At 33.1% G+C, this 24,827-nt stretch carries 23 protein-coding genes, 1 tRNA gene and 1 pseudogene; 17 read left to right on the forward strand and 8 right to left on the reverse strand.

What is annotated here, in order from left to right:
• Nucleotides 1–136 precede the first annotated feature (136 nt).
• The 14 genes from A4F88_RS24730 (at nt 137) to A4F88_RS24795 (ending at nt 12,743) form a co-directional block, all read left to right on the forward strand.
• A complete protein-coding gene (locus A4F88_RS24730; protein WP_068845825.1) occupies nt 137–1,339 on the forward strand; it encodes a lysophospholipid acyltransferase family protein in 1,203 nt (400 codons plus the stop codon).
• Between the two features lie 33 nt (nt 1,340–1,372).
• Nucleotides 1,373–2,554 carry a beta-ketoacyl-[acyl-carrier-protein] synthase family protein gene (locus A4F88_RS24735; RefSeq protein WP_068845827.1) on the forward strand — a complete coding sequence of 394 codons (1,182 nt, stop codon included), beginning with the start codon at nt 1,373–1,375 and terminating at the stop codon, nt 2,552–2,554.
• A 1-nt stretch (nt 2,555) separates the two neighbouring features.
• A complete protein-coding gene (locus A4F88_RS24740) occupies nt 2,556–3,539 on the forward strand; it encodes a beta-ketoacyl synthase chain length factor (protein ID WP_068845829.1) in 984 nt (327 codons plus the stop codon).
• A gap of 7 nt (nt 3,540–3,546) precedes the next feature.
• Nucleotides 3,547–4,824 (forward strand): glycosyltransferase, encoded by a 1,278-nt coding sequence (locus tag A4F88_RS24745; protein WP_068845831.1) that lies wholly within the window; start codon nt 3,547–3,549, stop codon nt 4,822–4,824.
• Nucleotides 4,817–5,878 carry a class I SAM-dependent methyltransferase gene (locus tag A4F88_RS24750; RefSeq protein ID WP_068845833.1) on the forward strand — a complete coding sequence of 354 codons (1,062 nt, stop codon included), beginning with the start codon at nt 4,817–4,819 and terminating at the stop codon, nt 5,876–5,878. Before A4F88_RS24745 ends, A4F88_RS24750 begins: the two co-directional genes overlap by 8 nt.
• Before the next feature lie 10 nt (nt 5,879–5,888).
• A complete protein-coding gene (locus tag A4F88_RS24755) occupies nt 5,889–6,839 on the forward strand; it encodes a hypothetical protein (RefSeq protein ID WP_068845836.1) in 951 nt (316 codons plus the stop codon).
• Nucleotides 6,840–6,845: 6 nt separating this feature from the next.
• Entirely contained in the window at nt 6,846–7,601 is a 756-nt protein-coding gene (locus A4F88_RS24760; RefSeq protein ID WP_068845838.1) for an SDR family NAD(P)-dependent oxidoreductase, read from the forward strand.
• A gap of 3 nt (nt 7,602–7,604) precedes the next feature.
• Nucleotides 7,605–8,309, forward strand: coding sequence for a class I SAM-dependent methyltransferase (locus A4F88_RS24765; protein WP_082815850.1), 705 nt, complete (start codon nt 7,605–7,607; stop codon nt 8,307–8,309).
• A 40-nt stretch (nt 8,310–8,349) separates the two neighbouring features.
• Nucleotides 8,350–9,012: a tetratricopeptide repeat protein gene (locus A4F88_RS24770; RefSeq protein WP_068845841.1), complete on the forward strand. Its 663-nt coding sequence runs from the start codon at nt 8,350–8,352 to the stop codon at nt 9,010–9,012.
• On the forward strand, nt 9,009–9,995 hold the full coding sequence (locus A4F88_RS24775; RefSeq protein ID WP_068845843.1) for an ATP-grasp domain-containing protein: 987 nt from the start codon (nt 9,009–9,011) through the stop codon (nt 9,993–9,995). Before A4F88_RS24770 ends, A4F88_RS24775 begins: the two co-directional genes overlap by 4 nt.
• A gap of 200 nt (nt 9,996–10,195) precedes the next feature.
• Entirely contained in the window at nt 10,196–10,468 is a 273-nt protein-coding gene (locus tag A4F88_RS24785) for a phosphopantetheine-binding protein (protein WP_068845847.1), read from the forward strand.
• A 25-nt stretch (nt 10,469–10,493) separates the two neighbouring features.
• Entirely contained in the window at nt 10,494–11,696 is a 1,203-nt protein-coding gene (locus A4F88_RS24790; RefSeq protein WP_068845849.1) for a zinc metalloprotease, read from the forward strand.
• A gap of 60 nt (nt 11,697–11,756) precedes the next feature.
• Nucleotides 11,757–11,906: a hypothetical protein gene (locus tag A4F88_RS25555; protein ID WP_156062681.1), complete on the forward strand. Its 150-nt coding sequence runs from the start codon at nt 11,757–11,759 to the stop codon at nt 11,904–11,906.
• Between the two features lie 78 nt (nt 11,907–11,984).
• Entirely contained in the window at nt 11,985–12,743 is a 759-nt protein-coding gene (locus tag A4F88_RS24795; RefSeq protein WP_068845851.1) for a CPBP family intramembrane glutamic endopeptidase, read from the forward strand.
• Nucleotides 12,744–13,061: 318 nt separating this feature from the next.
• Here A4F88_RS24795 and A4F88_RS25560 read toward each other — a convergent pair whose 3' ends face one another.
• The 6 genes from A4F88_RS25560 to A4F88_RS24820 form a co-directional block, all read right to left on the reverse strand.
• Nucleotides 13,062–13,199, reverse strand: coding sequence for a hypothetical protein (locus tag A4F88_RS25560; RefSeq protein ID WP_156062682.1), 138 nt, complete (start codon nt 13,197–13,199; stop codon nt 13,062–13,064).
• A 123-nt stretch (nt 13,200–13,322) separates the two neighbouring features.
• A tRNA-Met gene (locus A4F88_RS24800) sits at nt 13,323–13,395 on the reverse strand.
• Nucleotides 13,396–13,523: 128 nt separating this feature from the next.
• Complete coding sequence (locus A4F88_RS24805) at nt 13,524–14,048, reverse strand: DUF4269 domain-containing protein (RefSeq protein ID WP_068845853.1); 525 nt, start codon at nt 14,046–14,048, stop codon at nt 13,524–13,526.
• Nucleotides 14,049–15,575 (reverse strand): glycosyltransferase family 39 protein, encoded by a 1,527-nt coding sequence (locus A4F88_RS24810; protein WP_068845855.1) that lies wholly within the window; start codon nt 15,573–15,575, stop codon nt 14,049–14,051.
• A 141-nt stretch (nt 15,576–15,716) separates the two neighbouring features.
• On the reverse strand, nt 15,717–16,265 hold the full coding sequence (locus A4F88_RS24815) for a DUF4494 domain-containing protein (protein WP_068845857.1): 549 nt from the start codon (nt 16,263–16,265) through the stop codon (nt 15,717–15,719).
• 117 nt (nt 16,266–16,382) lie between these two features.
• Nucleotides 16,383–17,078 (reverse strand): S24 family peptidase, encoded by a 696-nt coding sequence (locus tag A4F88_RS24820; protein WP_068845859.1) that lies wholly within the window; start codon nt 17,076–17,078, stop codon nt 16,383–16,385.
• A 252-nt stretch (nt 17,079–17,330) separates the two neighbouring features.
• On the opposite strand from A4F88_RS24820, the gene A4F88_RS24825 reads away from it, so the two are divergent.
• Nucleotides 17,331–19,034, forward strand: coding sequence for a hypothetical protein (locus A4F88_RS24825; protein ID WP_143155092.1), 1,704 nt, complete (start codon nt 17,331–17,333; stop codon nt 19,032–19,034).
• 131 nt (nt 19,035–19,165) lie between these two features.
• Here A4F88_RS24825 and A4F88_RS24830 read toward each other — a convergent pair whose 3' ends face one another.
• Nucleotides 19,166–20,293, reverse strand: a complete 1,128-nt coding sequence (locus A4F88_RS24830) for an FAD-dependent oxidoreductase (RefSeq protein ID WP_068845863.1) — start codon at nt 20,291–20,293, stop codon at nt 19,166–19,168.
• Nucleotides 20,294–20,338: 45 nt separating this feature from the next.
• Nucleotides 20,339–21,157 (reverse strand): helix-turn-helix domain-containing protein, encoded by an 819-nt coding sequence (locus A4F88_RS24835; RefSeq protein ID WP_068845864.1) that lies wholly within the window; start codon nt 21,155–21,157, stop codon nt 20,339–20,341.
• A gap of 703 nt (nt 21,158–21,860) precedes the next feature.
• Between A4F88_RS24835 and A4F88_RS24840 the strand changes: the two genes are divergently transcribed.
• Nucleotides 21,861–23,270 (forward strand): T9SS type B sorting domain-containing protein, encoded by a 1,410-nt coding sequence (locus tag A4F88_RS24840; protein ID WP_068845866.1) that lies wholly within the window; start codon nt 21,861–21,863, stop codon nt 23,268–23,270.
• Between the two features lie 684 nt (nt 23,271–23,954).
• A pseudogene (locus A4F88_RS24845) lies at nt 23,955–24,827 on the forward strand (hypothetical protein); the annotation flags it as partial.

Genomic DNA, 24,827 nt, shown 5'->3' on the forward strand with positions numbered 1-24,827 from the left:
GAAAGAAAATTTTCTCATACCTAAATTTTTGGAAGAATTTAATTAAAAAATATTAATAAGTTAGGATTGTTATATTGATAATAAATTTTATATTTACCATTGTCAACTGTAATAATAATGAGAATATTTTGAGATTATGATTAACAATTATAGGGATTATGCAGAATATGTTGAAAAGCTTCGACATGATGTTTCAACCAATGATATCCTGAGCAGCTATAAAGAAAATCCTTTTGTAAGTGTAAAAACAGAGGCTGATCAATTTTTTACCAATTTAAATGGACATAATATACTGGCTGCCGATTCTGCCTTTGACAGACAGACTTCATTTTTTAAAGATGTGGTTTTTTATCAACTGATTAATCAATTAGACACCCAGTGTAATTACAAGCTTTTTACAGACGAACTCATTACTATTCGTAACACTGAATTCATACCCAAAACAGGACTGTTCTGTTCGTTTCATTACGGAGCTTTTATTCAGATTCCGGCCATCTTAAAAATACTGAATATCGATTTTGTGATCTTATCTATGGCAATAGACAGTAACGATGTGGTAAATTGGGAGACGAAAAATAAAACTGAAAATGAAACCAAAGAAAAAATTGATCAGCCCGTTTCCATTAGCCCTTTCGAGAAAGAAAGTATTTTCAAAATATTTAAATATTTAAAGAAAGGGGTTAGTGTATTAATTTATATTGACGGCATACAGGGAAACATTGATCAACAGGACAAAAGAGTTAAAAAAATAGATTTCTTCAATCAGCAATTGGTATTGTCTTCTGGAATCATGGAGATATCACAAAAATTAAAAATTCCTGTTGTTCCTGTAATAGCAGAAAGAAAAGAAGATTACAGAATAGAAGCCGTTTTCCATAATCTCGAAAACAAAGAGGATTTCGGTAATGAGAATTATGCTCAAAATGCTATTCAGAAAACAGTAGATATTCTGACTGGCTACCTAAAAAATCAGCCTGCGCAGTGGCAGGAGTGGACACATATTCATCAAAAAATGATTTACAAGAGTCCTAAAAAAAACATTGGATCCGTTTTTTTTGCCAGATTCCTTAAAAGAGTCAGACCATCAACGTATGATAAAAAGCCTCTGGCTCAATCACTCTTAAAGTTTAATAATGAGGAATACGAAATTGTCGATATTAATCATGAATCTTACATCGTGTGCATTCGAAATTATGTGAGCTTTAAAATTACCGATAAACTGAGACAAATTCTTTTATCACTGGAAAAATCAGAAGCCAAGATAATGGATCTGAATCAATTTGTGCCTGCCAGTTTATTAAAAGATTTATTGCACAACAAAATCATTGTCTCACGTTAGCCGGATTACATTCGCAAAAAAACTGAACCCAATATGAATATTACAATTACCGGTATGGGGATCATTTCCTCATTGGGAAAGAATCTTGAAGAAAACAGAAATAATCTGTTTTCCGGAAGTACTTTTATAAGTAAACCAGAATATTTGCAGACCAACAACAATCATTTTTCTATTGGAGAAGTTAAATACAGTGATAAATCTTTACAAGAGATGTCGGGGGAAGATCATAAAGGTTTATCCCGATCCAGTTATCTTTCAATAGTAGCTGCTAAAGAGGCCATTAAAAATGCAGGTTTCGACATTGACTCTTATACAGGAAAAATTGCCCTGATATCAGGTTCTACAGTGGGAGGAATGAGGGAGACGGAAATGCTGTACAAAACATATTTTCAGAATGATACTGAAGAGAATTATCTTGAAAATCATGAAGGAGCTAGTATAACAGAAGATCTGGCGGATATTCTGAAAATCAACCTTAATATATCCGTTAATACCGCATGTTCCTCATCTCTCAATACTATTATGTGCGGAGCCAGAATGATTAGGAATGGCTTATGTGATATAGCTATAGTAGGAGGTTCAGATGCATTATCGAAATTTACATTGAATGGGTTTAACTCCCTTTTATTATTAGACAAAGAAATATGCAAACCTTTTGACAGAGACAGAAAGGGAATAAATCTTGGCGAGGCTGCAGGTTATTTGATTCTGGAGTCGGAAAGTTCGGCCAAGAACAGAAATAAAACGCCTATAGCAAAAATAGCAGGATATGGGAATGCCAATGACGCTCATCACCCGTCAGCCTCTTCTGAAGAAGTTAACGGATTACAGCTGTCGATGAAAAAAGCCCTGAAAGAAGCTGGTCTTGATCCTTCAGAAATAGATTTTATCAATGCGCATGGTACAGGAACCCGAAATAATGACAGCACCGAAATAGCTTCTATGAAGAAGGTTTTTGGAGATATTCCGCAATTTAGTTCCACCAAATCACTAACAGGACACTGTCTTGCTGCGGCAGGAGTTGTAGAGTCTATATTTTCGATCATTTCACTTCAGGAAAACAGACCTGTTTTTAATTATAATTTTAAAAATCCTATAGAAGATACCTTGCCCTATATGGGGGAAATCTTTAATAAAGAGATTCGTCATATCATGAATAATTCTATTGCCATGGGAGGATTTTGTTCAACTTTAATATTTTCAAAAGTAAGCTAATATGAAGTTTTATATCGAAAATTCGTACTGCATTGGGCCTTTTGATCATCATGATTTTAAAGATTTTGCCACACAAAAAGCGACCGAAGGGAATGTATACAAGACAATCGAGCCTGATTATTATGAGTGCTTGAAGACACATATTGTAAGAAGAGGATCCCGAAGCGCAAAATTCGGAATGTATGCCGCATTGAAATGTATGGAGAACCGGAACAAAGACCATATTGATGGAATTATTGTCAGTACTTCTCTGGGAGGCCTTAGGAATTTTGAAGATTTTACGCTGCAAATGATTGATCAGGAAGAAGTGAATTTATCTCCTAATCCATTCATACAGTCTTTGCACAGTACTTTGTCCGGAAATTTGGCCTTAGAACTAGAAACTAACGTCTATAATATTACCTATACGAACAGAGGAAATGCTTTTGAAACAGCTCTTCTGGATGCCAGAATGAATTTAATGGAAGGCCACAGTGAAATTCTACTTGGGGCTTCAGATGAAATTTCGCTTAACTATCAGTTTTCTGTACTAAAAGACAACTTCCTCAACCATAAAGACTCATCTGAAGGCTGCTTAGGAGAAGGAGCTGCTTTTTTCAGGTTGTTAAAAGAAAAAAATCAAAATTCAATTACAGTAGAAGAAGTCGTTACATTTTATGGAATTGATGATGAAATGTTTAAAAAAGAGATATCAAATCTTTTGGATCGGAACGGAATATTACCTGAAAATATTGATGTAATCATATCAGGATTAAAAGATAATTTTTCCCACGATAGATTGTCGAAAGAGTCAACTATCTATTATAAGAACTTTGTGGGTGAATATCCCACTTCTATTTCTTTTGCTTTATGGCTTGGCGAAAATATGATCAGAGAGAATATCATTCCGGACGTATTTCATAAAAGCAGTACTAAAGCGATTGGTAATGTGTTGATAATAAATGAATACAGAAAATATAAATCTATAATTATTCTTTCAAAATAGTAAAACATTGGCTAAAATAGGCATCATTTCACCTCCGACTTTAGGACACGTAAATCCTTTTCTGATATTAGGCAGCGCGCTTATTAAAAGAGGGCATGACGTTGTTTTCTTTCAGCAGATAGACATGAAGGACAAGATTGAGAAAGCGGGCATCAGATTTTGCAGGCTTGGAAAATCTTTGCCATTGGACTCCATCAAAAATGTACAGCAAGAACTGGGAAATAGGCATGGTTTGAATGCCATGAGATTTTGGATGAAACAGCAGATCGGCTTATTTAAGTTGTGGTTTGTAGATCTGCCTAAACTTGTAGATCTTGAGAAAGTTGACTATATGCTAGTTGATCAAAGTGATCCTGTAGGAGCGTGTGTTGCGGAGTATAAAAATATTCCTTTTATTACGGTTTGTATGGGGCTGGATCTGGATTGGGAAGAAGAAATCCCTCCCTTCTTTCTGGATTGGGAATACGGAAACAGCGAGAAACTGATTTTACGCAATAAAATAGGTTTTAAGAATTTTGTAAAGGATTTTCAACCACTTTTTGACTATGTAAACAAAAAAAGAGAAGAATATAAAATACCATCATACGATTATACCAAAACACTTTATCCTGTATCTCCTATAGCGCAAATAGCGCAGCTTCCGGAGTTTTTGGATTATCCAAGAAAACACAAGTCGGTTGTCTTTCACAATGTAGGACCTTTTGTAGAGAATACTAATGCAGTGGAGATTAGTTTCCCGTATGAAAAACTCAACAGAAAACCGCTTGTTTATATTTCTTTGGGGACAATTTTGAATATGAGGTCTGATCTTTTTGAGATGATAGGGGAAAGCTTTTCGGATATCAACGCCCAGCTCGTGATTTCTACCGGAAATAAACTGTCTGCAATCAATACTGAAATTTTGCCCGAAGACAGCGTGATCTGCGATTATGTTCCGCAGCGTAAAGTCTTGGAAAGAGCGGTGTTGTGCATTACCCATGGTGGATTGAATACTGTTATGGATGCCTTGAGTAACGGAGTTCCGGTGCTGGTTATTCCGATATCATTTGATCAGCCGGGAACAGCGGCGAGAATAAAGTATAAAAAAGTAGGCGAATATATCAGGTACAATGCGCTTTCGAAAGAGGTAATCAATGAAACTGTAAAAAAAATCATGAATGATCCTGGGTACTATGAAAGGTCGGGAGAAATGAAAAGAGCCTTTTCAGAACTTAACGGATTAGAAACTGCAATTAGTATAATAGAGAAAAATATAATAGAGAAAAAAATAAAAGATAATGTTTGATAAAGATAATTTAACAGCTTTAGAAGCTCAGAGACAGGCCACCTTTATATGTTACGCCCCAATGATATTTCAATCCGTAAAAACGATGTTGAACTTAGGGATTATGGATGTGCTTAAGAAAGCAGGCGAAGAAGGAATAGTTATAGAAGAAATCGTAGAAAAAACCGGTGTCTGGAAATACGGCGTTAGAGTTCTTCTCCAATCTGCTTTAGGTGCTGGTGTAGTGTACCAGAAAGACGACAGGTACATTCTTACAAAAACTGGTTTTTTTCTTATTTCTAAACAATTGGCATCGCAAATCCATATCAATTTTGTCAACGATGTATGTTATAACGGAATGTTTTTCCTTGAAGACAGTATCAAGGATAAAAAGCCAAAAGGATTAAAGGTTTTGGGTAATTGGGATACAATCTACGACGGACTTTCAGAACTTTCACCTGAGGTAAAAAAAAGCTGGTTAGATTTGGATCACTATTTTTCAGACATATCTTATGATAAGGCTTTTAATATTCTTAGCGAAGAAAAATTCAATACGATACTCGATTTAGGCGGTAATACAGGTAAATTCTGTCGTTATGTTATAAAAAAAATGCCAGAGGTCGAATTTACTATTGCGGATTTGCCGGGTCAGATCAAGATGGCCAAAAAAGAAATGGAAGTTTCAGGATTGAATACCTCAAAAGTAAAGTATCAGGCCATTAATATTTTAAATGAAGGTTCAGAAATCGAAGGAAAGTTCGATATCATCTGGATGAGTCAGTTCCTGGATTGCTTTAATGAAGATGACATCAGCATCATCCTTAAAAAATGTAAAAAAGCATTAAAAGAAGACGGAAGCATATTTGTACAAGACGCCTTTTGGGACAGACAAAGATTTGAAACAGGTGCATTCTCTTTACAACAGTTTTCGCTCTATTTTACAGCGATGGCTAACGGAAGAAGTCAGATGTACGACTTTGCTACATTCAAAGAAGCTGTAGAAAACTCAGGTCTGGAAATTATAGCAATCAGCGATCATTTAGGACGAAGCAACAGTCTTTTAAAAATAAAATAACAACCGTTTAATGTATTTTTTTTTGTACTCCCATAATGTAATCGTATCCGGTAAAGACAAAGCTGCAATCTATGATCTGCAGCACGTTAGGATCATGTATATTCCTAATGCCTTTGTATCTGTGCTGGAAAAATTACAGATCATGAGTGTAGAACAGTTGAAAGATCTTTTTTTTCAGAATAATCAGGATATATTAGATCAGTACCTTGTAAAGTTGACGGAGAATAAAATGGGGAGGTATGTTCAGGATATTGAATGTTTTCCGAAACTGGATTTCTCGTATCATTTTCCGGGAACTATTCATTCTGCTGTTGTAGAAACAGATTTGGAAAAATATGATCCTTTTCCAGTAATTGATGATCTGGATAGATTAGGATGCCGGCACTTGGAGCTGAGAGTAAAGATAAGTTCAAAGCAATTAAACAGATTCAATATGTTACTTAATGTATTAGAAGAAAATATAACGCAGTCTTTGGATATTTTTTGGGAGTTTGATGCCTCAGTTACAGAAAAAGAGGTGGAAACGATCTATAATATATTTCAAAAGATAAATTCTATTGTAGTACATGGTGCTTCTGAAGAAAAAAAAATGACTGCTGTGATGTTTAGAAAAGCCTCTTTAAAAGAGTTGGAGAAAGAAGGAATGAATACAGATAAACACATACTGGATATGAAATATTATTGCGAGAGCCTTGCTTACAATACGACTTATCATCAAAAAGTTGCCATTGATTATTTAGGGGATATTAAGAATATCATCTTTGATAAAAATAGTTATGGTAACGTAAATCACGATAATCTGATCAATGTGGTAAATACCGATGAATTTCAAAAGTTTTGGGAGATCACTGCAGACCAAATTGAAGAGATCAAAGATTCTCCTCTCAGACATGCTATTTACAATCCGTTTCCAATCTATGAGAAAAACGGAAAATATTACATTAATTATTTAAACCAATAAGCTCTAATGAGAAAAATTGCCTTTATAACTGGTGCAGCAAAAGGATTGGGAAAAAATATTGCAATTGAATTTGCAGCTCAGGGCATTGATTTGATTCTTCATTATAACAGATCAGTAGAGGAAATGAAAAATCTGATTGAGGAAATTTCCCGGTATGATGTTTCTGTTGCTACCGTTCAGGCCGATTTTACAGAAAATCACCAGCTAGATCATTTTTTTGAAGAGAAGATCGTACCAATTCTGAATAACAGATCTGGTTCAAAGCTGGATTACCTTATTAATAATGCCGGTATTTACGAATTTGATAACTTCAACAAACTTAATACAGAATTTCTGGATAAAATGTTCAGTATCAATTTTAAGGCGCCACTGCTGTTGATGAAAAACTGTTTGAAACAAATGAATGATAACGGACGGATCATTAATATTCTTTCTACAACAGTTTCAAGGCCTTATAAAAAAATGATTGCTTATGGAGCTTCAAAGGCAGCACTTCAGAATGCATCAAATGCTCTGATCTCTGATTTTGGGAAAAGAAATATTACGGTGAATACTATTATTCCGGGAGTTTTAGCGTTGGACAATAAAAAAATAGGAGTCAGCGAAAAGATTATCAATGAAATGTACATCAGAAACTACGCGATAAAAAGAACCGGAACTGCCGAGGATGTTACAGGGTTAATCTTGTTTCTGATTAAAGAAGGATCCGGCTGGATCACAGGCGAAAACATTGAAGTATCAGGAGGATATGTATACGAATAAATTATGAAAGATATAGAAACTCGTTTAAAGCTATTAAACAAATTATTTAATAAATATTCAGAAAAATCAGATGTTTACCTGCATTCTGAATACCTACATAGGGATGTAAGATCACCAAAAGCTGTTCTTGAAATAGTACGGGAGACCGTTACTATAACCAGTGCCATAGATGTAGGCTGTGGATTAGGTTCCTGGCTTTCGGTATTAATGGATCAGGGGGTTGATGATGTTCTTGGTATTGATGGAGACTATCTGGCTCTTGATAAAATCATGATTCCAAAGGATAAAATTTTATGTACCAATCTCGACGAAACTTTTCCTGAAATTAGGAGAAAATATGATCTGGCCATCTGTCTGGAGGTAGCCGAACACCTGAGTGCGGAATCTGCCGATTCTCTGGTAACCTTTCTGACAGGTCTGAGTGATGCCGTATTGTTTTCTGCTGCTGTACCTTATCAGGGAGGAATCAATCATATTAATGAACAGTGGGTTGAATACTGGAAAGAAAAATTTAATAAACTGGGATTCGAATATTATGACCTCATACGAGCCAGAATATGGAACAATCCTGATGTGAAATGGTGGTATAAGCAAAACTGTTTTCTTATTTTAAATAAAGAAGCATTCGCAGGATTAGAGTTTAAAGAAATTCTGAATCTCATACATCCAGAATTGTTTCTCCAGTATAGAATACTGGAAGAAAAATAGGTTTTGCAGATCAAAATTTAAAAAAATCAAATCAACTGATATGAAAAATTATAAATTATTATGTATCCTGTTTCTTTTTATGACAGGTTCTGCAATTGGGCAGTCTGCTGATCAAACACAGGATTATAATAAAACGCTTTTACAAGCCGTACAGGAATTGAAGCATTCTGCCACCCAAGAAGCTTATGAAAATGTACTTCATAAATTTGAAAAATTGAATACTACAAAAAAGAAACAAGACTGGGTATTGCTGTATCATATTGCGTATTGTAAGATTGTGCTTTCCCGATGGAAGATAGAACCTTCTGCTTCTGCAGGTTTAGAAGATGCCGTTTCTAAATTGAAAACCGCAGCGAAACTAAGCCCGAACAACAGTGAAATACTGGCTCTGGAAAGCAGGGCTCTCATCTTGCTGATTGGTGCCAATATTGCTAAAAACGGTTCTAAGTATGCTCAAAGATGTAAAAGCAACCTGGATAAGGCCATTGCACTAAACAAAAATAATCCCCGTGCTTATGTGGTGTCCGGAATGTACTACGTCTATTTTCCTAAAATAGTAGGCGGAGACGTAGAAAAAGGCTGTAAAAATTTTCAACAGGCTGCCAGCTTGTACAATCATACAAAAGAAGATGCCAACACTGTAAAACCACAATGGGGGAAAGAACTGACTGACTGGTATTTAAAAAACAAATGTAAATCATGATATTGATATTAGGTTCTGATAGTTATGAGCAAGGAACCGATCCTGTTATCGATTGGTTGATCTATTATAAAGCCCCGTTTTTGAAAATCACTTTGAGCGACCTGTTTTATAACTACAACGAGCTTTTAGTTGATATTGGAAATAAAGAAATTTATTTTAAAGGTATTAATCTCACTAAGGAAGTTAATGTAGTGTGGTACAGGCATTTTTTAGAATGTTTTTCTTCGGCTGCCGAAAAAAAAGATTTAATCAATATAAGAAAGAACAAGGAAACCTTTAATGAAGTCAAATGTTTTATGGAAATGTTTCAGGAATTCCTCAAAGATAAAAAATGGTTTTCCGGAATAGATGCCATTTATCTCAATAAACTTACAGTATTGAATGATGCAGCAGCAGCTGGGTTCAAAACCCCCTATTCAGCGATATTTACATCAAAGAAAGAAGTACTGGAGGTGTTTGAGAAAAGAAAATTTGAAAAAATGATCTTAAAACCTTTTTCTGACAGAAGTAAATCTTATTACACCATTGGAGATGAATCTTATTTGTCTTTCGTTCAGGAGTTTTCAAAAGAAAGCGTCCAGAGCCTTCAGAATCATTTTTTTCCTGCTCTTTTTCAGGAAAAAATAAAAGCTGAATTTGAGATACGCGTCTTTTATCTTGACGGGATTTGTATGTCATCTGCAATATTTATAGAAGGAGGATGTGAGACTGACGACAGAAAAAAAATAATGGATGATAGCAAAATTAATGTCGTCAATTATGCTCTTCCTGAGACTGTGGGAGGTAATCTGAAAAAACTGATGAAAAAACTTAATCTTATGATGGGGTCTATAGATCTTATTTATACAGATAAGTGCGAATATGTATTTTTGGAGGTCAATCCGATCGGTCAATACAGTTATGAATCGGAAAAAAACAACTTCTATATTGAGAAAAATATAGCAGAACATTTGATCGGGTGTAATAATTTTACTAAAAAATGAAAAAAAAATTTGTCCTAATGAAAAAAAATAGTAATTTTCCTCTGTTTTATGATTATTTAATTAAAATCAAAAATGAAAATCTAAAAGAATTGTATATTCATCGAAGATTTGGTAAAAGTAGAACACATTGTTCAAAAAAGTATATCAAAAAAATTAGCTTTAAACCAATCACAGTATTGTATTTATAAAAAAAACTATATATGGAAACCAAAAGTGTAGCCTTTCTTGTAGACGAATTAAAAATGAAAATTATAGAGGAAATTAACCTCGTAAAAATAAACCCTGAGAGCATTACCGCAGAAACCAGTTTGTTTAGAGAAGGTTTAGGATTGGATTCTATAGATGCCCTCGAGTTGGTTGTAATATTTGAAAGAGATTACGGTATAGATGTAGAAGATATAGAAGCGATGTCTCCGCATTTTGCTACAATGGGAACCTTATCTCAATTTGTAAGCGATAACAGGACTAAGTAATTAAATCATCTTAATATTGCCAATTATGACCGATTATTCGCTTGTTTCAAAAATTGATCTGGTTAAAGTGAGTGACTCATTTTATACTGCAAACTATGGAAATAGAATATTTTCGATAGGTAATATGTTATATGAAATGCTCTGTCTTTTGAAAAAAGAGGAATCCATAGGTACTATTAAAAACAAAATCAACCAGCAGTACAATGTAGATATCACCGAATCTTTTATCAACAACGAAATAGAGAAATTTACAAACAAGCTGGTGCAAACCCATGAAAAAAGATCTTCTACGATAAATTATATCTATTTTAAGATTAAACTCTTTGGGAAGAATTTAATAGACTGGTTAACTTCGCCGCTTCTCATCTTGTTTCATAAATTTTTATTCCCAGTTTTGGTATCGATATCCATCATAGCCAGTGTATTTCTGGCTTATATCATATATGTAGACGGGATTTGGACTATAGAGTCCTCATTAAAGCATTCTTTGATTGGTATTGTTTTGATTTATTTAGGATTTGCAGCGATTGGATTATTTCATGAGTTGGGACATGCCGCGTCATCCCGTTTCTATGGCAAGCCGTCTGAGGAAATAGGTTTTGGCTTTTATCTGATATTTCCTGTTTTCTATACAGATGTAACCAAAATCTGGAACCTTGGAAGAGGCAAGAGAGTGGTAGTGAATCTGGCCGGGATATACTTTCAGCTACTCATTAATTTGCTCTTCTATGTCTTATATGTACTTATCGATAATGTAGAAACTAAAATAGCAATTAAATTTTTTTTTCTATCCAACATTATTCTGTTGGTGTATTCCTTAAATCCTTTTTTGAGAAATGATGGATACTGGGTATATAGTGATTTTTTTGGTATCCCGAATCTGATGAGTGAAGCTATAGCTTTTCCAAAGAAACTATATATAAAGCTTAAAAGTAATATTTCTTTCAGGCAAAAGATAAGTTTTGTTTTCAATAACAAAGCTCTGGGAATTTATTCCGTATTGCTGTATATAGTTTTTGTATTGCTTATCACTTTATTTATTTGGCTCACCTATCAGAATATTATAAAAATCCAGGAGATGTATAGTCTGAAGGATACAATGGACTGGAGCTCCTTCGAAGTTTATTATAAGTTTATTCACTTGGTAGTAGGGCTAACAATCAATATTTATTTTCTAACCGTTATCGTAAAAAGACTTAGGAATAGTAGAAGAACACTTCCTATTTAAGATAAAACAGGTAATGAAGGTCATTGTCTGTATTTTTTAACCACCATAAAACCATTATTTATGAAAAATTTAGAATTAGAATTGTCAGAAGGATTCATGTCTGTAGAATTAGAAGAAAGACTTGAAATGGTAAACTTGACAGTATTAGCAGGTGAAGCTGCTGCTGGAAGTTTACTTTGCGATTTCTCTGATGCTGCAGCAGTAGAGTAATTTATTTCCTATTGAATAGGATTTCTGGGCGGCACTTAAAAAGTCCGCCCTTTTAATTGATTTAAAGTTGTATTGAAAATGAAGCTGAATAAATTCGCAAGGATTTTGCTGTTTTTTACCATTGCCACATTACTTTCAAATATTTTCAGATTTGATGTGTTTTCGGTAAAAGAAAGCTTAAAAAGTATTCCGAACTGGCTCTATATTGTTGTAATGACTCTTTTAGAAGGGAGTGGGATACTAGTGGGTACAATCATCGGTCTGAAACTTTTACATCAAAGAAAAACTATAGCTGCTTCTATTTTTGGGAGTTCATTTGGGTACAGTGCTTTAATGATGGTTATTCCTGTTATCTTGTTTTTAGTATTTGGTGTCAACAACAACTTTAATATGAATAAACATGTATATGGCTTACTTGTCATTGTCTGTACATTATTATACTGCATTATAGAAGAATATGGCTGGCGTGGCTATCTTCAGGAAGAACTTCAGGATTTAAAACCATGGAAAAAATATACCCTAATAGGGTTTATGTGGTATATCTGGCACTTACCTTTTTTGTCAGAAACATCCCTTATGAGCAATTTGCTTTTTCTGGCTGGACTTATTCTGGGTAGCTGGGGAATCGGACAGGTAGTTATTTCCACCCGGTCTGTCAGTGCCTCAGCATGTTTTCATCTCATTATACAAATCTTATTGTATAATTCCTTAATAAAAAACGGAATAAATCAGAACCAAAAGGTCATCATTATAATTGTTTGTGTTGTATTATGGGTTTTTATTTTAAAAAAATGGGAAAAAGAAGATAAACTTAAAGCATCAAAGCAACGAATTTAGTCTGATTTTTTTAATTATATGTAACGTATAACCGATTTTATAAGTTTGCGATTTTCAAAATGGCGAAAAAAAAAATAACATTACAATATAAGCTATAAGTGTACATCTACCGGTATTTCAATTTAAAAGAGACGGAAACTGAAATTTTTACCGGTGTTCAGTATTCAGTACCTAAAGTAGGTTTAAGTTCAGAATTCATTGCAATAGATTATAAAATGATGGGAAAACTGATGTGGTTTTAATAAATAGTTCTAATAATTCAGAGACAAATCAATGTTGCATGTTTTGCAAACACTAATTGTGAATTTAAGACAAGAGCTAGCGGGGCAAGGCTACTCTTAGCGAGGGAGCACTTCCTATTTTTGTTCCTCCAATACAGACTGCTTCAAGGGATAATGATTTTTCTACTTCGACTTTTGAAATCGCTTTTGTTAACAAAGCCCGAAAAAAAAACATTTTTTCGGATTTCAGAAGATTTAAAGTGAATCTAGTTTTTACCCTTAGTTTCAATATTTTCAAGGGCTGAGAGGAGGGATAAACAACAAAAAACCCATCAATATTTTGATGGGTTGTTCTCTGTAGCGGGAACAGGACTCGAACCTGTGACCTTCGGGTTATGAGCCCGACGAGCTGCCTACTGCTCTATCCCGCGATGTTTCGGGTGCAAAGATAAGCACTAAATACGGTTATGCAAAGAAATTTGTTGATTATTTTTAAAATATAATGTTTTCTTGTTATGTTGTTGATATTTAGTTGTTTTTGTTTTGGTAAATGGAGATTTTACAATTTATACTTAAGTAATTCGATATAAGGGTCTCCGTTTAAACCTAATAAATAAGCAAAAGCGGGTTCGGTTTTGTAACCGTTTTGTTTGAGTTTGATGATTTCTAATCTGAAATTTTCATCTTTTGATTGCAAAATTTCATGTTCTATGATCATGTGTTTGTAACCATTTTGATTTTTGGAAGGAATGTTTTGCCCAAAAACTTCAATTTCAAAATGATCCGTTTTAAAGTTAGCAATAACTGATTTATTACCGTTAATTTCTATTTCTCTGATCCCGAAATCTTTTTCATTTTTAAAAAATAGCTTTAACTTTTCGATAAAATTAGTTTTGTCCCGCCAGTAGCAAATAATGTCCAGATCGCTGTTTTCGATATTAATATTTATCGGAATTGTACCTGCCAAAATTGGGTCAAATTCAGAGAGAACCTCAATAATGCTATTCTGGGTTAAAGTATTGTATGCCTGAACTTGTATCGGATTTCCGGTTTTTAAATAGGCTATATTGGTGAAATCGATCATTTAATTGTCGTAATTTTTTTCTTCCCTGATTTCTTCTTCCAACCTTTTGTTGATGTTGATTTTGGCATTGGTAAAAACAAAAATAGTAGTTCTGTATTCTCTTGCATATTGGTTCGTGATTTCACCCGCTATAAAACCAGATTCAAAATAAGAACCGGTCTCTTTCAATTCTTTGTTAGTTTCGTCAAAGTCCTTAATTCGTATCAGGTTTTTGTAATAGATGTTTAGATTGAACCAGTTTACATAATCAGCATTAAAAGAAACTGCTTTGATACCTTTTTTAGTGTAGTAATTTATCGCTCCGGCTTGTCCGTAATTGTCACAAAGTACTAATGTATTTTGTGATTTTGGAAATAATGCATAAACAGAATCTGTTTTGCGGGCGAGTTCTTTCCAGCCCAGCATATCGGCAAAATCCTGAGGCAATTGATGGTCTTTCCCGTCTTCCCAGCGAAGCATTCCCATTTTTTTATATTTTTCCGGATGTTTCACAATATACTCAGGACTTTTATTAGGAAAAACAAAGTTGTACATAGGAATGAAAAACAATAACGGAATAATAATGAAAACGGGTTTTAGAAAACGTTTCCAGCCTGTTTGTAAAACCTGAGAAAGAAAAGCAGTTCCAAAAGCAATATAAACAGGATATACACCTATAGCATAATAAGCTTTGGCTTTGAAATATAAAAAGATGGCAAGTGTAAAAATAATACTTGCAAAAAAGAATTTATATTTTGCAAAAGGCTTATAAAAAAGCAAAGCATAAAGGGCTGCAAGTATAACGAAGAACGAACCTATAAAAAAGAGTAATTGTTCTTTTAGAAAGCCTGCCCGGTCAACATTTACCAATTGCGTTTCTGCCAATTCTTTCATATGGTGTACAATTGGAAACTGGTTATTGTATTGCCAAAAAAGATTAGGTAAAATTATAACTAATCCTAAAACCAGAGCATAATAAAGTTTTTTCTGAGTCAATATTTGTCTTTGTTTGGATAACAAAAGGGCAGGTAAGAGCCCCATAAGAAGAAAAAGAATATTGTATTTATTAAGAAAGCCAATGGCAAATACGGTAGCACCAATAAAGAACCATTTTGGTTTTTCTGTAGTAATATATTGTATGATAACATAATAAAATGTTGTCCAGCACAACACATCTAAAGAGTTTGGCTGATACAATGTATTGAGGCGTAATAAGGTTGAAAATACAATACAAGTTGCTCCTAAAATCAAACCATACAAGTTTCCTTTGAGTATTTCGATGGTACGCCAAACAACTATAAGGGTTAAAACACCAAACAGTGCCGGAAAGAACTTTATCCAGAAAACAGAATTACCAAGCAGAAAAATAAGATATGAAATCCAGGATGTTACCGGAGGAACAGAGAGATAACCCCAGGCAAGATGATGTGCCTGATCAAGATGCAGGTATTCATCACGTTGTAAATCATATTCCGGACTGATTATAACATATTGCAGAATAAATTTTAAGAGAATAAATCCAATTAAAATAATGGTTTTTTTAGTCATAGAAATTTTTGGTTTGGTGGTTGTAATAGTATAGCTAATATATAATTTATTTTGAATTAAGTCGAAGATCAGATGGTTAGGAGGAAACAAAAAAAGCCTCAGATTTCTCTGAAGCTTTTTTTAAGTTTTTACGGTGTGTAATTATTCCTCTAATGCGGTTTCAAATTCCATATGGTCAATAGCTTCAACCTCAGCCTGAACTGGTTTAGAGGCTTTTAAGGCATTAAATCTTTCCAGCATTTCAGTTTCACCTTCTTCTCCGCTAAAATAAGGGAAAACATCCATAATTGGAGATTCAGAAATAGCAGGAATCGAATATTCTCCCATTGTACTTTGCATTACATGAAGTGTATTGTCAAAAGCTTCTCTTACATCATTTGCCTGTACTAACATATACATATTCGATTTTCTTTCTTTACCGCTTTCTTCATCATAAGCTAATAAAGAAACTTTCGATTTAAACCAGCGATCTGCATTTTCAAAAGGATGAATTTCTGCATAATTAGCTACTTTAATATTAGTAATTTTAAACTCTTCACTAATATAAGCTGCCATTTCTTCATTGATTCTTTTTTCGGCTTCAGTATAAGATAAAGCGTCAACCAAATAAGGTTCTGTTAGAACTTTTTGTCCGCCCGTTTCATCTGTTTTTCTATATTTTACTTTACATTCGTACCAAGTTGCGCTCATCTCTTATATTTTTTTAAGGATGCCAAAGATAGATTTTACGCCAAAATAAATTGAAAATTCCTGAAATAGATATTCACAATTTCGCTTCTTATTTTGTAAAGTGTTTGTTTTGAGTGTTTAGTAAGTAGAGATTGTTCTGATACTTGTTTTAATCAAAGCCAGTCCAGTGACCTGTTTAAATTGAATATCTTTTGGTTCATGTTGCGTATTCTCGCTTACTAATTTTATCCAGTCTTCTCCCTTTTCTGATTTTTTGATCCATTTAATCATAAGAAATTCTTCAAGATCATCTGTTGTAATAGAAATTAAATACATTTCGCCCCAAAATACATTTTCGATTGTATTATTCATTTTCTTAAACAAAATAATATCACCTGTTTTTAAAAGCGGATACATACTGTCTCCATTGACATAAATAGCACCGTCGCAGTTTTGCAAATTAGGTACTGATATATAATCTATAGGTTCGCTATTTGATTCTTTAAGAAAAGAATTAATTCCGGTAGAAGTTTCTGCATCATATAAAGGCACCGGTTTTTTTATTGTTTTGGTGTAAACAATACCCGGTTCTTCAATCCACTGGAGTGTAGATTCATTTTCAGAATAAACTTTTGGAGCCGTCATATATCCTTTTCCTGTAAGAAGCCATTCTGGATTAATATCAGGATAGGTAGTGAGTATATCTTCTATTTTTGATGCACCTATATCTTTTACCTTATCCAGAAAACCATTAGAAAGCCCTGTCTCGATATAGAATTTTCTTCTGCTAATTCCCTTGTATTTAATGAGTTGTAAAATTCTTTCGGTAATCATTTTAAATTTTTGTAGATTATTTACTCTTTTTGTGATAAAATATCACATATACTCTCTATATTTGTAAGTAAAAAGAAACAAATTAAGCAATAAACAAACGTACGAAAAAAAATAAGAAATATACTTATAACTCGAAATATCATTAAAAAACAGCTTGAAAATTGTAAGTAGTATTTCTGAGTGATTGCTTATGTGTTTTTAGAATTGAATCAGTATTAAAATGAAATCAGGTTTAACATGTGTAGAAATAATATGGATTGTTTACTTAAAATTGCATCCGGGAATCCTCATAAGGAAAGATTGGAAAGAGCCATTGCAGACTTACTTTATTTTATAGATGCAGGGGCAGTTTATGTCTCCTATAATGAAGTTACGAATGTTGTGGTTGTTACTTTTATTTTAAAAAAGAATTGCAGTCAGGATGGTGATATATTAACTCAAACGCTGGATAAACGAACCAATACATACTCTGATTTTATTTTTAAATTTATTAACTCGAATTGGGCAGAGTATGGTTTTAGAAAAAAGAAGCCATATTTTATTCAGCATTGTACACTTAAGGAACTGGTTTATTTTGATTCGGATTCTGAAATATTTTATCCCAACAAAAATATCTCGAAAGTATGTATTAAAAAGGCTAAAAAAAGATTTTGTATTGACATGGAGGCGGCAGTAGTCACTTTTAGAAATGTTACCGTTTACAGCCGAAATAATAAAACTGTAGAAGCTGCTTTTGCCTTGCATCAAACCTTACGATATATTTATATCTGTGCATCTGAGTTTATGACTCCGGCATTTATTAGTTCGAATTGTTTGCTTATACATTATGATTGTTTAATTGAATTTGCTCCATCTATAAAAAAGATATTAGATACAGACATTCAGGCAGATAAAAGTATTTTAATCATGCTTAATAGAGCTTACAGTGCTGTTACACAAAACCAGAATACAGGTATCATTGATCAGGCATTGATTGCGAGAGCTAAAGTTAAAGTCGAATTAATACAAAAAGAGATAAAAAGTCTCTTTAGTGAATACAAGAAATTATGTAAGGAAAAATTAAGAGAATTAAGTCATCAAAATTTTCTGGGTAAATCTATTTTTAATGATAAAATGAGATTCAACTATATTTTAGATAATGCCTTAACCAAAATCAGTACTGTATTGACTGAGGCTTTTAAAATAAGAACCATTTATTGTTTTGGATATGCTACTATACATAATTTAGATAAGAATATAAAGAGTACCCATTACTCAGAAAATTTGCCAAGATATCATTTTTATTTGCTGGTGGTTTATCTGGAGCCTACAACTAACGCTATTACTTCAATGCAGAGTTTGATACGTACCAAGTTTGAGGACCAATATAAAATAACTGTTTTAAATCACAGTTCGAATTATGTACGCAAGAAGAACCAAAACCAAAGATATTTTTTTGATACTATTATTGCTAATGGTCTTTTGGTCTATAATAATCCTTTGTATCTCATGTACGCTGCTATTCTTGATAAAGAACGGGATCTTAATTTTGCCAGAAAATATGTAAAGGGGCGTATCCAGATTGCGCAACAGTTGTTTAGTCTGGCACAAAATTGCTTTAATGATGATTCAGCCATTATAAAAAAAGTGCTTTTTTGTAAAACCATGGAGCAAATCTCGATTGGACTTATTTATTTGTTTTTAGGATATCATTCAGGAAAATTTTCGATAAACTATTTATTCTCATTATTAAAGTATGTAAAAGAAGTTGAGCTTCCATTTGATTTTAAAGACACAAAAGATAAAGCACTTTATCAGTTTATGTCTGAGAATCCTGAAGTTTCAAAGGAAAGAGAAAAATGTTATGACATTATACAAGATAATCAGGCTCTTGAATCCAAGTGTATTACATTTATTCAATATGCAATTGAGTTGACCCAAAATGCATTCGAAAAATTAGAAAATGGACTGAAATAATTTTGAGCTAATTTCAGTACAGAACTATTTAAAAACTGCACAAACATTTTCAATCTGAGCAGTTTTTAATATTCTTGTAGTTATCATAATTGAAATAAAAACAATCCTGATTAAAAAAGAGAGTTTGTATTTTATTGATAAAATTTTTGAAAAGAAAAATCAGTATGGCGCATTTGGATTTCGTTTACACTGGTTTCACGTTGAGCTTCAGTTGCATAAATAAACATTTTTTGTTCATAATTACTGATGGCAGCTTCTATCGTTTCGTATTTTTCGCCCGTTAAGTTTTCTGATAAGATCAAAGCATCTTTTAGACCGGTATTGACACCCTGACCTGCAAATGGTGGCATGATATGAGCTGCATCGCCAATTAATGTTATCGGTAAAGGACGTTTGTCTTTCCAGTTTTTTTCAAGTGATATTTTTCTGGTAGGCCATACCACAAATGAAGAGGTGTTTTGAATTAGTTGTTTGTATTTTTCATCCCAAAGTGATAATCGGTTTAAAAGGAATTCTCTAATACTATCTTTATCTGCAAAATTTATTTCACTCGTTGAGGATGCATCAGGTTTTTTGAACATTACATTATAGCTTAATAAGTTTCCGTTTTTTGGATTCGCTACTAATAAATTACCATTGCTTGCTGTCATTAATATAGTGTCGTTGCAAAGTTGAAGAAACTCAGGGCATACTGCCTCAGGTTGAAAAACTTCTCCTTGCATAATTAAGGTTCCGGTATATTCGACTTCAGCATCTGTGATATATTTTCTGGCCGAAGACATTCCGCCATTAGCACCAATTACCACATCTGCGGTTGCGGTTGTATTGTTTTCAAAATGTAAAAGCCATTTTCCATTTAGTTCTTCAAGATGTATAAATTTACTATTCCAGACAACTGTATCCTGTGTTAAACTACTTAAAAGTAATTGTCTCAAATCATTTCGGTTTATTTCAGGATTATGGTATTGTTCTTCGATAGCAGGCTTTTTAGAGAATACTATTTCGCCATGTTCATTGGCTATTGTTCTTCCCATTGGTATTGCCATTTTGTAATAACTCTCGAGTAATCCGGCTTTTTGCATAGCATCCTGTCCAGAGCCTTTATGAAGATCTAATGTACCGCCAGAAATTCGGGTTAATGCATTTTCATCTCTTTCATAAACCATTACATCAATTCCTTTTTGTTGCAGTAATCTTGCCATAGTTAATCCAACTGGTCCGGCACCTATAATGGCAATTTTTTTATTTTGTAGTAACATGAGTTTTGTTTTTTATAAAGCACAAAATTCTCAATTGTTACTGTATTAGGATTGTACAAATGCGACAAAATCATGGTCAAGAGCTAATTTCCCTTTTTTAGATTCTTTTGCAAATACGCCGGGAGTGGTACCGCTATAGCGCTTAAATTCCCGACTTAGATGAGACTGATCTGTATAACCCAATTCATGAGCCAAAGCCGCAATATTAGTATTTGGATCACCCCATAGTTGATTGCGAACCTGCTCAAAACGCATTAAACCTGATACATCTTTTACGCTATAACCAGATGATTGTTTAAATTTTCTTTCAAGTGTTCGTACTGTTGCATGTGCAGCCTTTGCGATCTGGCTAACAGGCATAGTGCCATTGGTTTTATCCATCGCAACTCCGGCTTTAAATAACATACTGTCAGTAGAGATTTGAGATCGTTCTGTTAAAAAATACTGCTGTATATGGGTAATAGCTTCGTTAATTCTCCCTTCAGAAATCAAGTTGTTTAACATGGGCTGAATTTGTGCTATTGGATGTTCAAAAATAGAAATACTGTTTTTACCTGATGGCAATTTAAGTAAATCAAAAACAGTCCATGGAAAACATCTTATACCAATGATTTCCAGACAATTTTTGGTGTAAAACTTAACAGGTTTATGGAGTAATCCCATCATGAACGGAGAAGGCAAAGACTTCAATTCTCCATTATTTGAAGTGCTGTAAAGATTTCCAAAATAGAAAATTATTTCAGCGTATCCATCAGGAACAACTTCAAAGCTGGACTGAAGTTCTCCAGCATCTCTTTTGTCATACCAAAAGCATTTTATAGCATCTTGTAGCTCTGTAGGCGGGTTAAATTCGAGATGTTGCATTTTAAAAGAATTGCTTGTTTGCTGAGGTTGTATCAAAGGTATTTAAATTTTATCAAATTAAAAGTGAGAAATAGGTTTGTGAATGAGCCTGATTTTTAGGAAAAAAGATCAAAGTATGATTGTTTAAATATGTCTTAAAGTTGGTTAAAAAAAACGTATAGAGGTAAATAAAACGATTTGATTTTGAGATATTTGCTAAAATAGTTAAGGATCATTTTATATATTGTTTTTGGATTACTTATAATTTGGAACTTAAAAATTTTAAATAATATTTAGTAAAGATGGGAGGGTATTTTTTATTCTCTCATCTTTTTTTTTGATATTGATCTTCTGTTAAATTAGATGAATCACTAATGTTTTTTATGGTGTTTCTTTTTATGGTGTAAGATGTATAGTAAGTTTTTACTATCTTTTTGCAATATATTTAAAGTTAATATATTGATTTTCAGTATATTTGTTAGGGTTAATGAAGTCTTAGAAAACCTAAATCTTGATTTCATGAGCATACAATTTTTTACGCCTTTCATATTTTACCTATACACCTATGTTAGTGAAATAATACACACTCTTTTTTAGAATTGTTTTTCTAGTATAATATTTTGATTATCAATTTATTTTTTTTCAGTTAAACAGAAACCGCTTAATTTTTTTAGAATTGAGCATACAATTAATAGGACAGTCATATTAACTAAATCTAATCAGGATGAAATTAAAAATACTTAAGAAGATATTCTATGTCTTTGCGGTTTTTATTATAAGTTTTATAGTTCAGGTTCAGTTAGGAATTGGGACTGTAAATAAAAAAATAATGAAAAACTACATTTTACATAAAATAGCTATGAATGCTGATAAATTTTCTTTTTACAGTAAGAAATCAACTTATATATCAGTTTGTTTAATAATTCTTTTTGCTCATCAAAAAGCATACAGCCAATTTTTAAATCAGGGAAACATAAAAATAAATTCTGGTACACTGGTATCTGTATATTTTGATTATAAAAATACAGTCACTGGAAATTTTATAAATGATGGCGAAGTACATGTTTTTGAAAATTGGGATAATGACGGAATAGTAACTTATACGACTACAGAAAACGGGAAAACTTTTTTTACCGGAACTACAGAACAAATAATTGAAGGTACAAAAACATCAGATTTTCAGAACATAATTTTTAATAATCAATCTACAGCGGTTCCTTTTCATTTAGCTTCTACAATTGCAGTTGGTAAACTTGCTGACTTTACAAATGGGATTATCAATGCCAAAGATTATAGTGGTTTAGTAGTTTTTAAAAAAGATGCCTTTCATATTCATGCAGGAAACCAAAGCTTTGTGAATGGACAGACAGAAAATAACATAGATGAACCATTTGAATTTCCTGTAGGAGATGCGCAATTTTTCAGACCTGCATTTTATACTTCCAATTCAGCACAGCAAACCATTTACACCTCCCAATATTTTTATAAAAACTCAGCAGACATTCATCCACATACAAGTAAAGAAGATAGTATTTTATTGATTGATGATAAAGAATACTGGAATATCATACAGAATCAGGGAACCGAAAAAATTGTTCTAAGTCTTACATTAAGCAAAAATACAACTCCGTCTGCTTTTTATAATCTTAATCCGGATACAGAACTAGTCATTGTACGTTGGGATGAAGCAACGTCTAAGTGGGTAAATGATGGTGGTGTTTTAAGCGAACCCATTTCAGGAGAAACCTATTCTAATTTATTGACAGGTCAGGTAAGTGGTTATGGACTTTTTACCATGGCTGTTGTCAAAAAATCAAATATTCCAACAGATGATTTAATTGTGTACAATGCCATCTCTCCAAATGGTGATGGAATCAATGATACATTTTATATTAAGGGTATTGACAAATATCCTGACAATACTGTTGAAATTTATAACAGATGGGGAGTAAAAGTTTATGAGGCCAGTGCATACAACGAAAATGATATTGTTTTTAAAGGTTACTCCGATGGTAGAGCTACAATAAACAGAGAAAATAAGCTGCCAACAGGAACTTATTTCTATATATTAAAGTATAATAATGCAGGAAAAATGATAAAAAAAGCAGGATACTTATACATCAATAATGATTAAACTTTTATACAATAAATTAAAAACTAAATTTTCAGTATTATCTCTTATTTATTGTAAACCAGAAGAAAAACTTTGATTTTAATCTGGAGAAATAAGTATTCTTATCAATAACATTTTGAATTTAGATAGCACTTGATGTTTTCTCTCTTACAAAAAACAGGGCAAGTAAGGTATACAAGAAATTTTTATCAAATCGTATAGGAAAATCAACTTTTAAAAGGCTATTCAAAATGTAATTGACAAAAATCGCCCAGCTGAAAAAAAAATATGGAAAAATACAACCAACAAAGAATACAAATGAACAGGCGAAACGAGCTTTTTAAAACTTAAAATAACAATACAGGGCGTTTTTAAAGCTGGTATAGATTTTCTATATCAGCTTTTTTTATCTCTTTATGTAGCTTTTTTTCTATTTATTATCTTGTTTTCTGATTTTTAGGGTAGAATATATGCTAAAAACACTATTATTTTCCTGTTTATGTGTAATAATAATCGTTAAAAGGTAGTTTATAATATTATATGAAAGAAAAATATTATATTTTTTAAAAATATGTCTTAAATTATGATATTAAAAACTTCTTGTGGCGGAAATAAAGTTGCTTTAAAAATAATTTTGTCCCTTCAAATCTAGGCATTTGAATTTTAACAACTTAATGAAATATTTAAACACATAATAATCAAGTTATGAAGAATAGGTTACTCCCTCTATTTGTTATTTTAGGAACTTATTCCGTTTATTCACAAGTGGGTATTGGAACTAAAAACCCGGATCTTTCGACACAATTACACGTGTCTGCCAAAGATAAGGGGATTTTAATTCCGAATGTTCCTTTAACAAGTACAACCGATGCCACAACAATTATAAATGGGAATAAAGAAAGTTTATTAGTTTTCAATACAACAGACAATGATCTTATTAAGCCAGGTTATTACTATTGGTTTGATAAAAGATGGAACAGAATGGCTGTTGCTGGTGAATCAGGTTCTGGAACAACTGGAACAACTGGAAAAGATGGAAAAGACGGAGTAGTTGGTGTTGCAGGAGGAGATGGAGCTCCAGGAGTAAAAGGAAGTTCAACCTATCCGGGAGATAATATCAATATTTATACAGATTATAAAACAAATACGGTTTATATCCAAAATGCAGATGGAACCTGGACCCCAATAAACGGTCCAAAAGGAGATCCCGGAAAAGACGGAAAAGACGGAGCAGTAGGAACCGGAGCCGGAGCCGGAGCACCTGGCATTGCAGGTACACCTGGAGCACCTGGAAAAGACATCAACATTTATACAGATACAGATACAAAAATTGTTTACGTTCAGAATGCTGATGGAACCTGGACCCCAATAAATGGTCCAAAAGGAGATCCCGGAAAAGACGGAGCAGTAGGCACTGCATCGGGACCTGGGGCACCTGGAATTGCAGGTAGTCCTGGAGCACCTGGAAAAGACATTAACATTTATACAGATACAGATACAAAAATTGTTTACGTTCAGAATACTGATGGCACCTGGACCCCAATAAATGGTCCAAAAGGAGATCCCGGAAAAGACGGA

This window comes from Flavobacterium chilense, assembly GCF_001602525.1.
In the GTDB taxonomy this organism is placed as follows: Bacteria; Bacteroidota; Bacteroidia; order Flavobacteriales; family Flavobacteriaceae; genus Flavobacterium; species Flavobacterium chilense.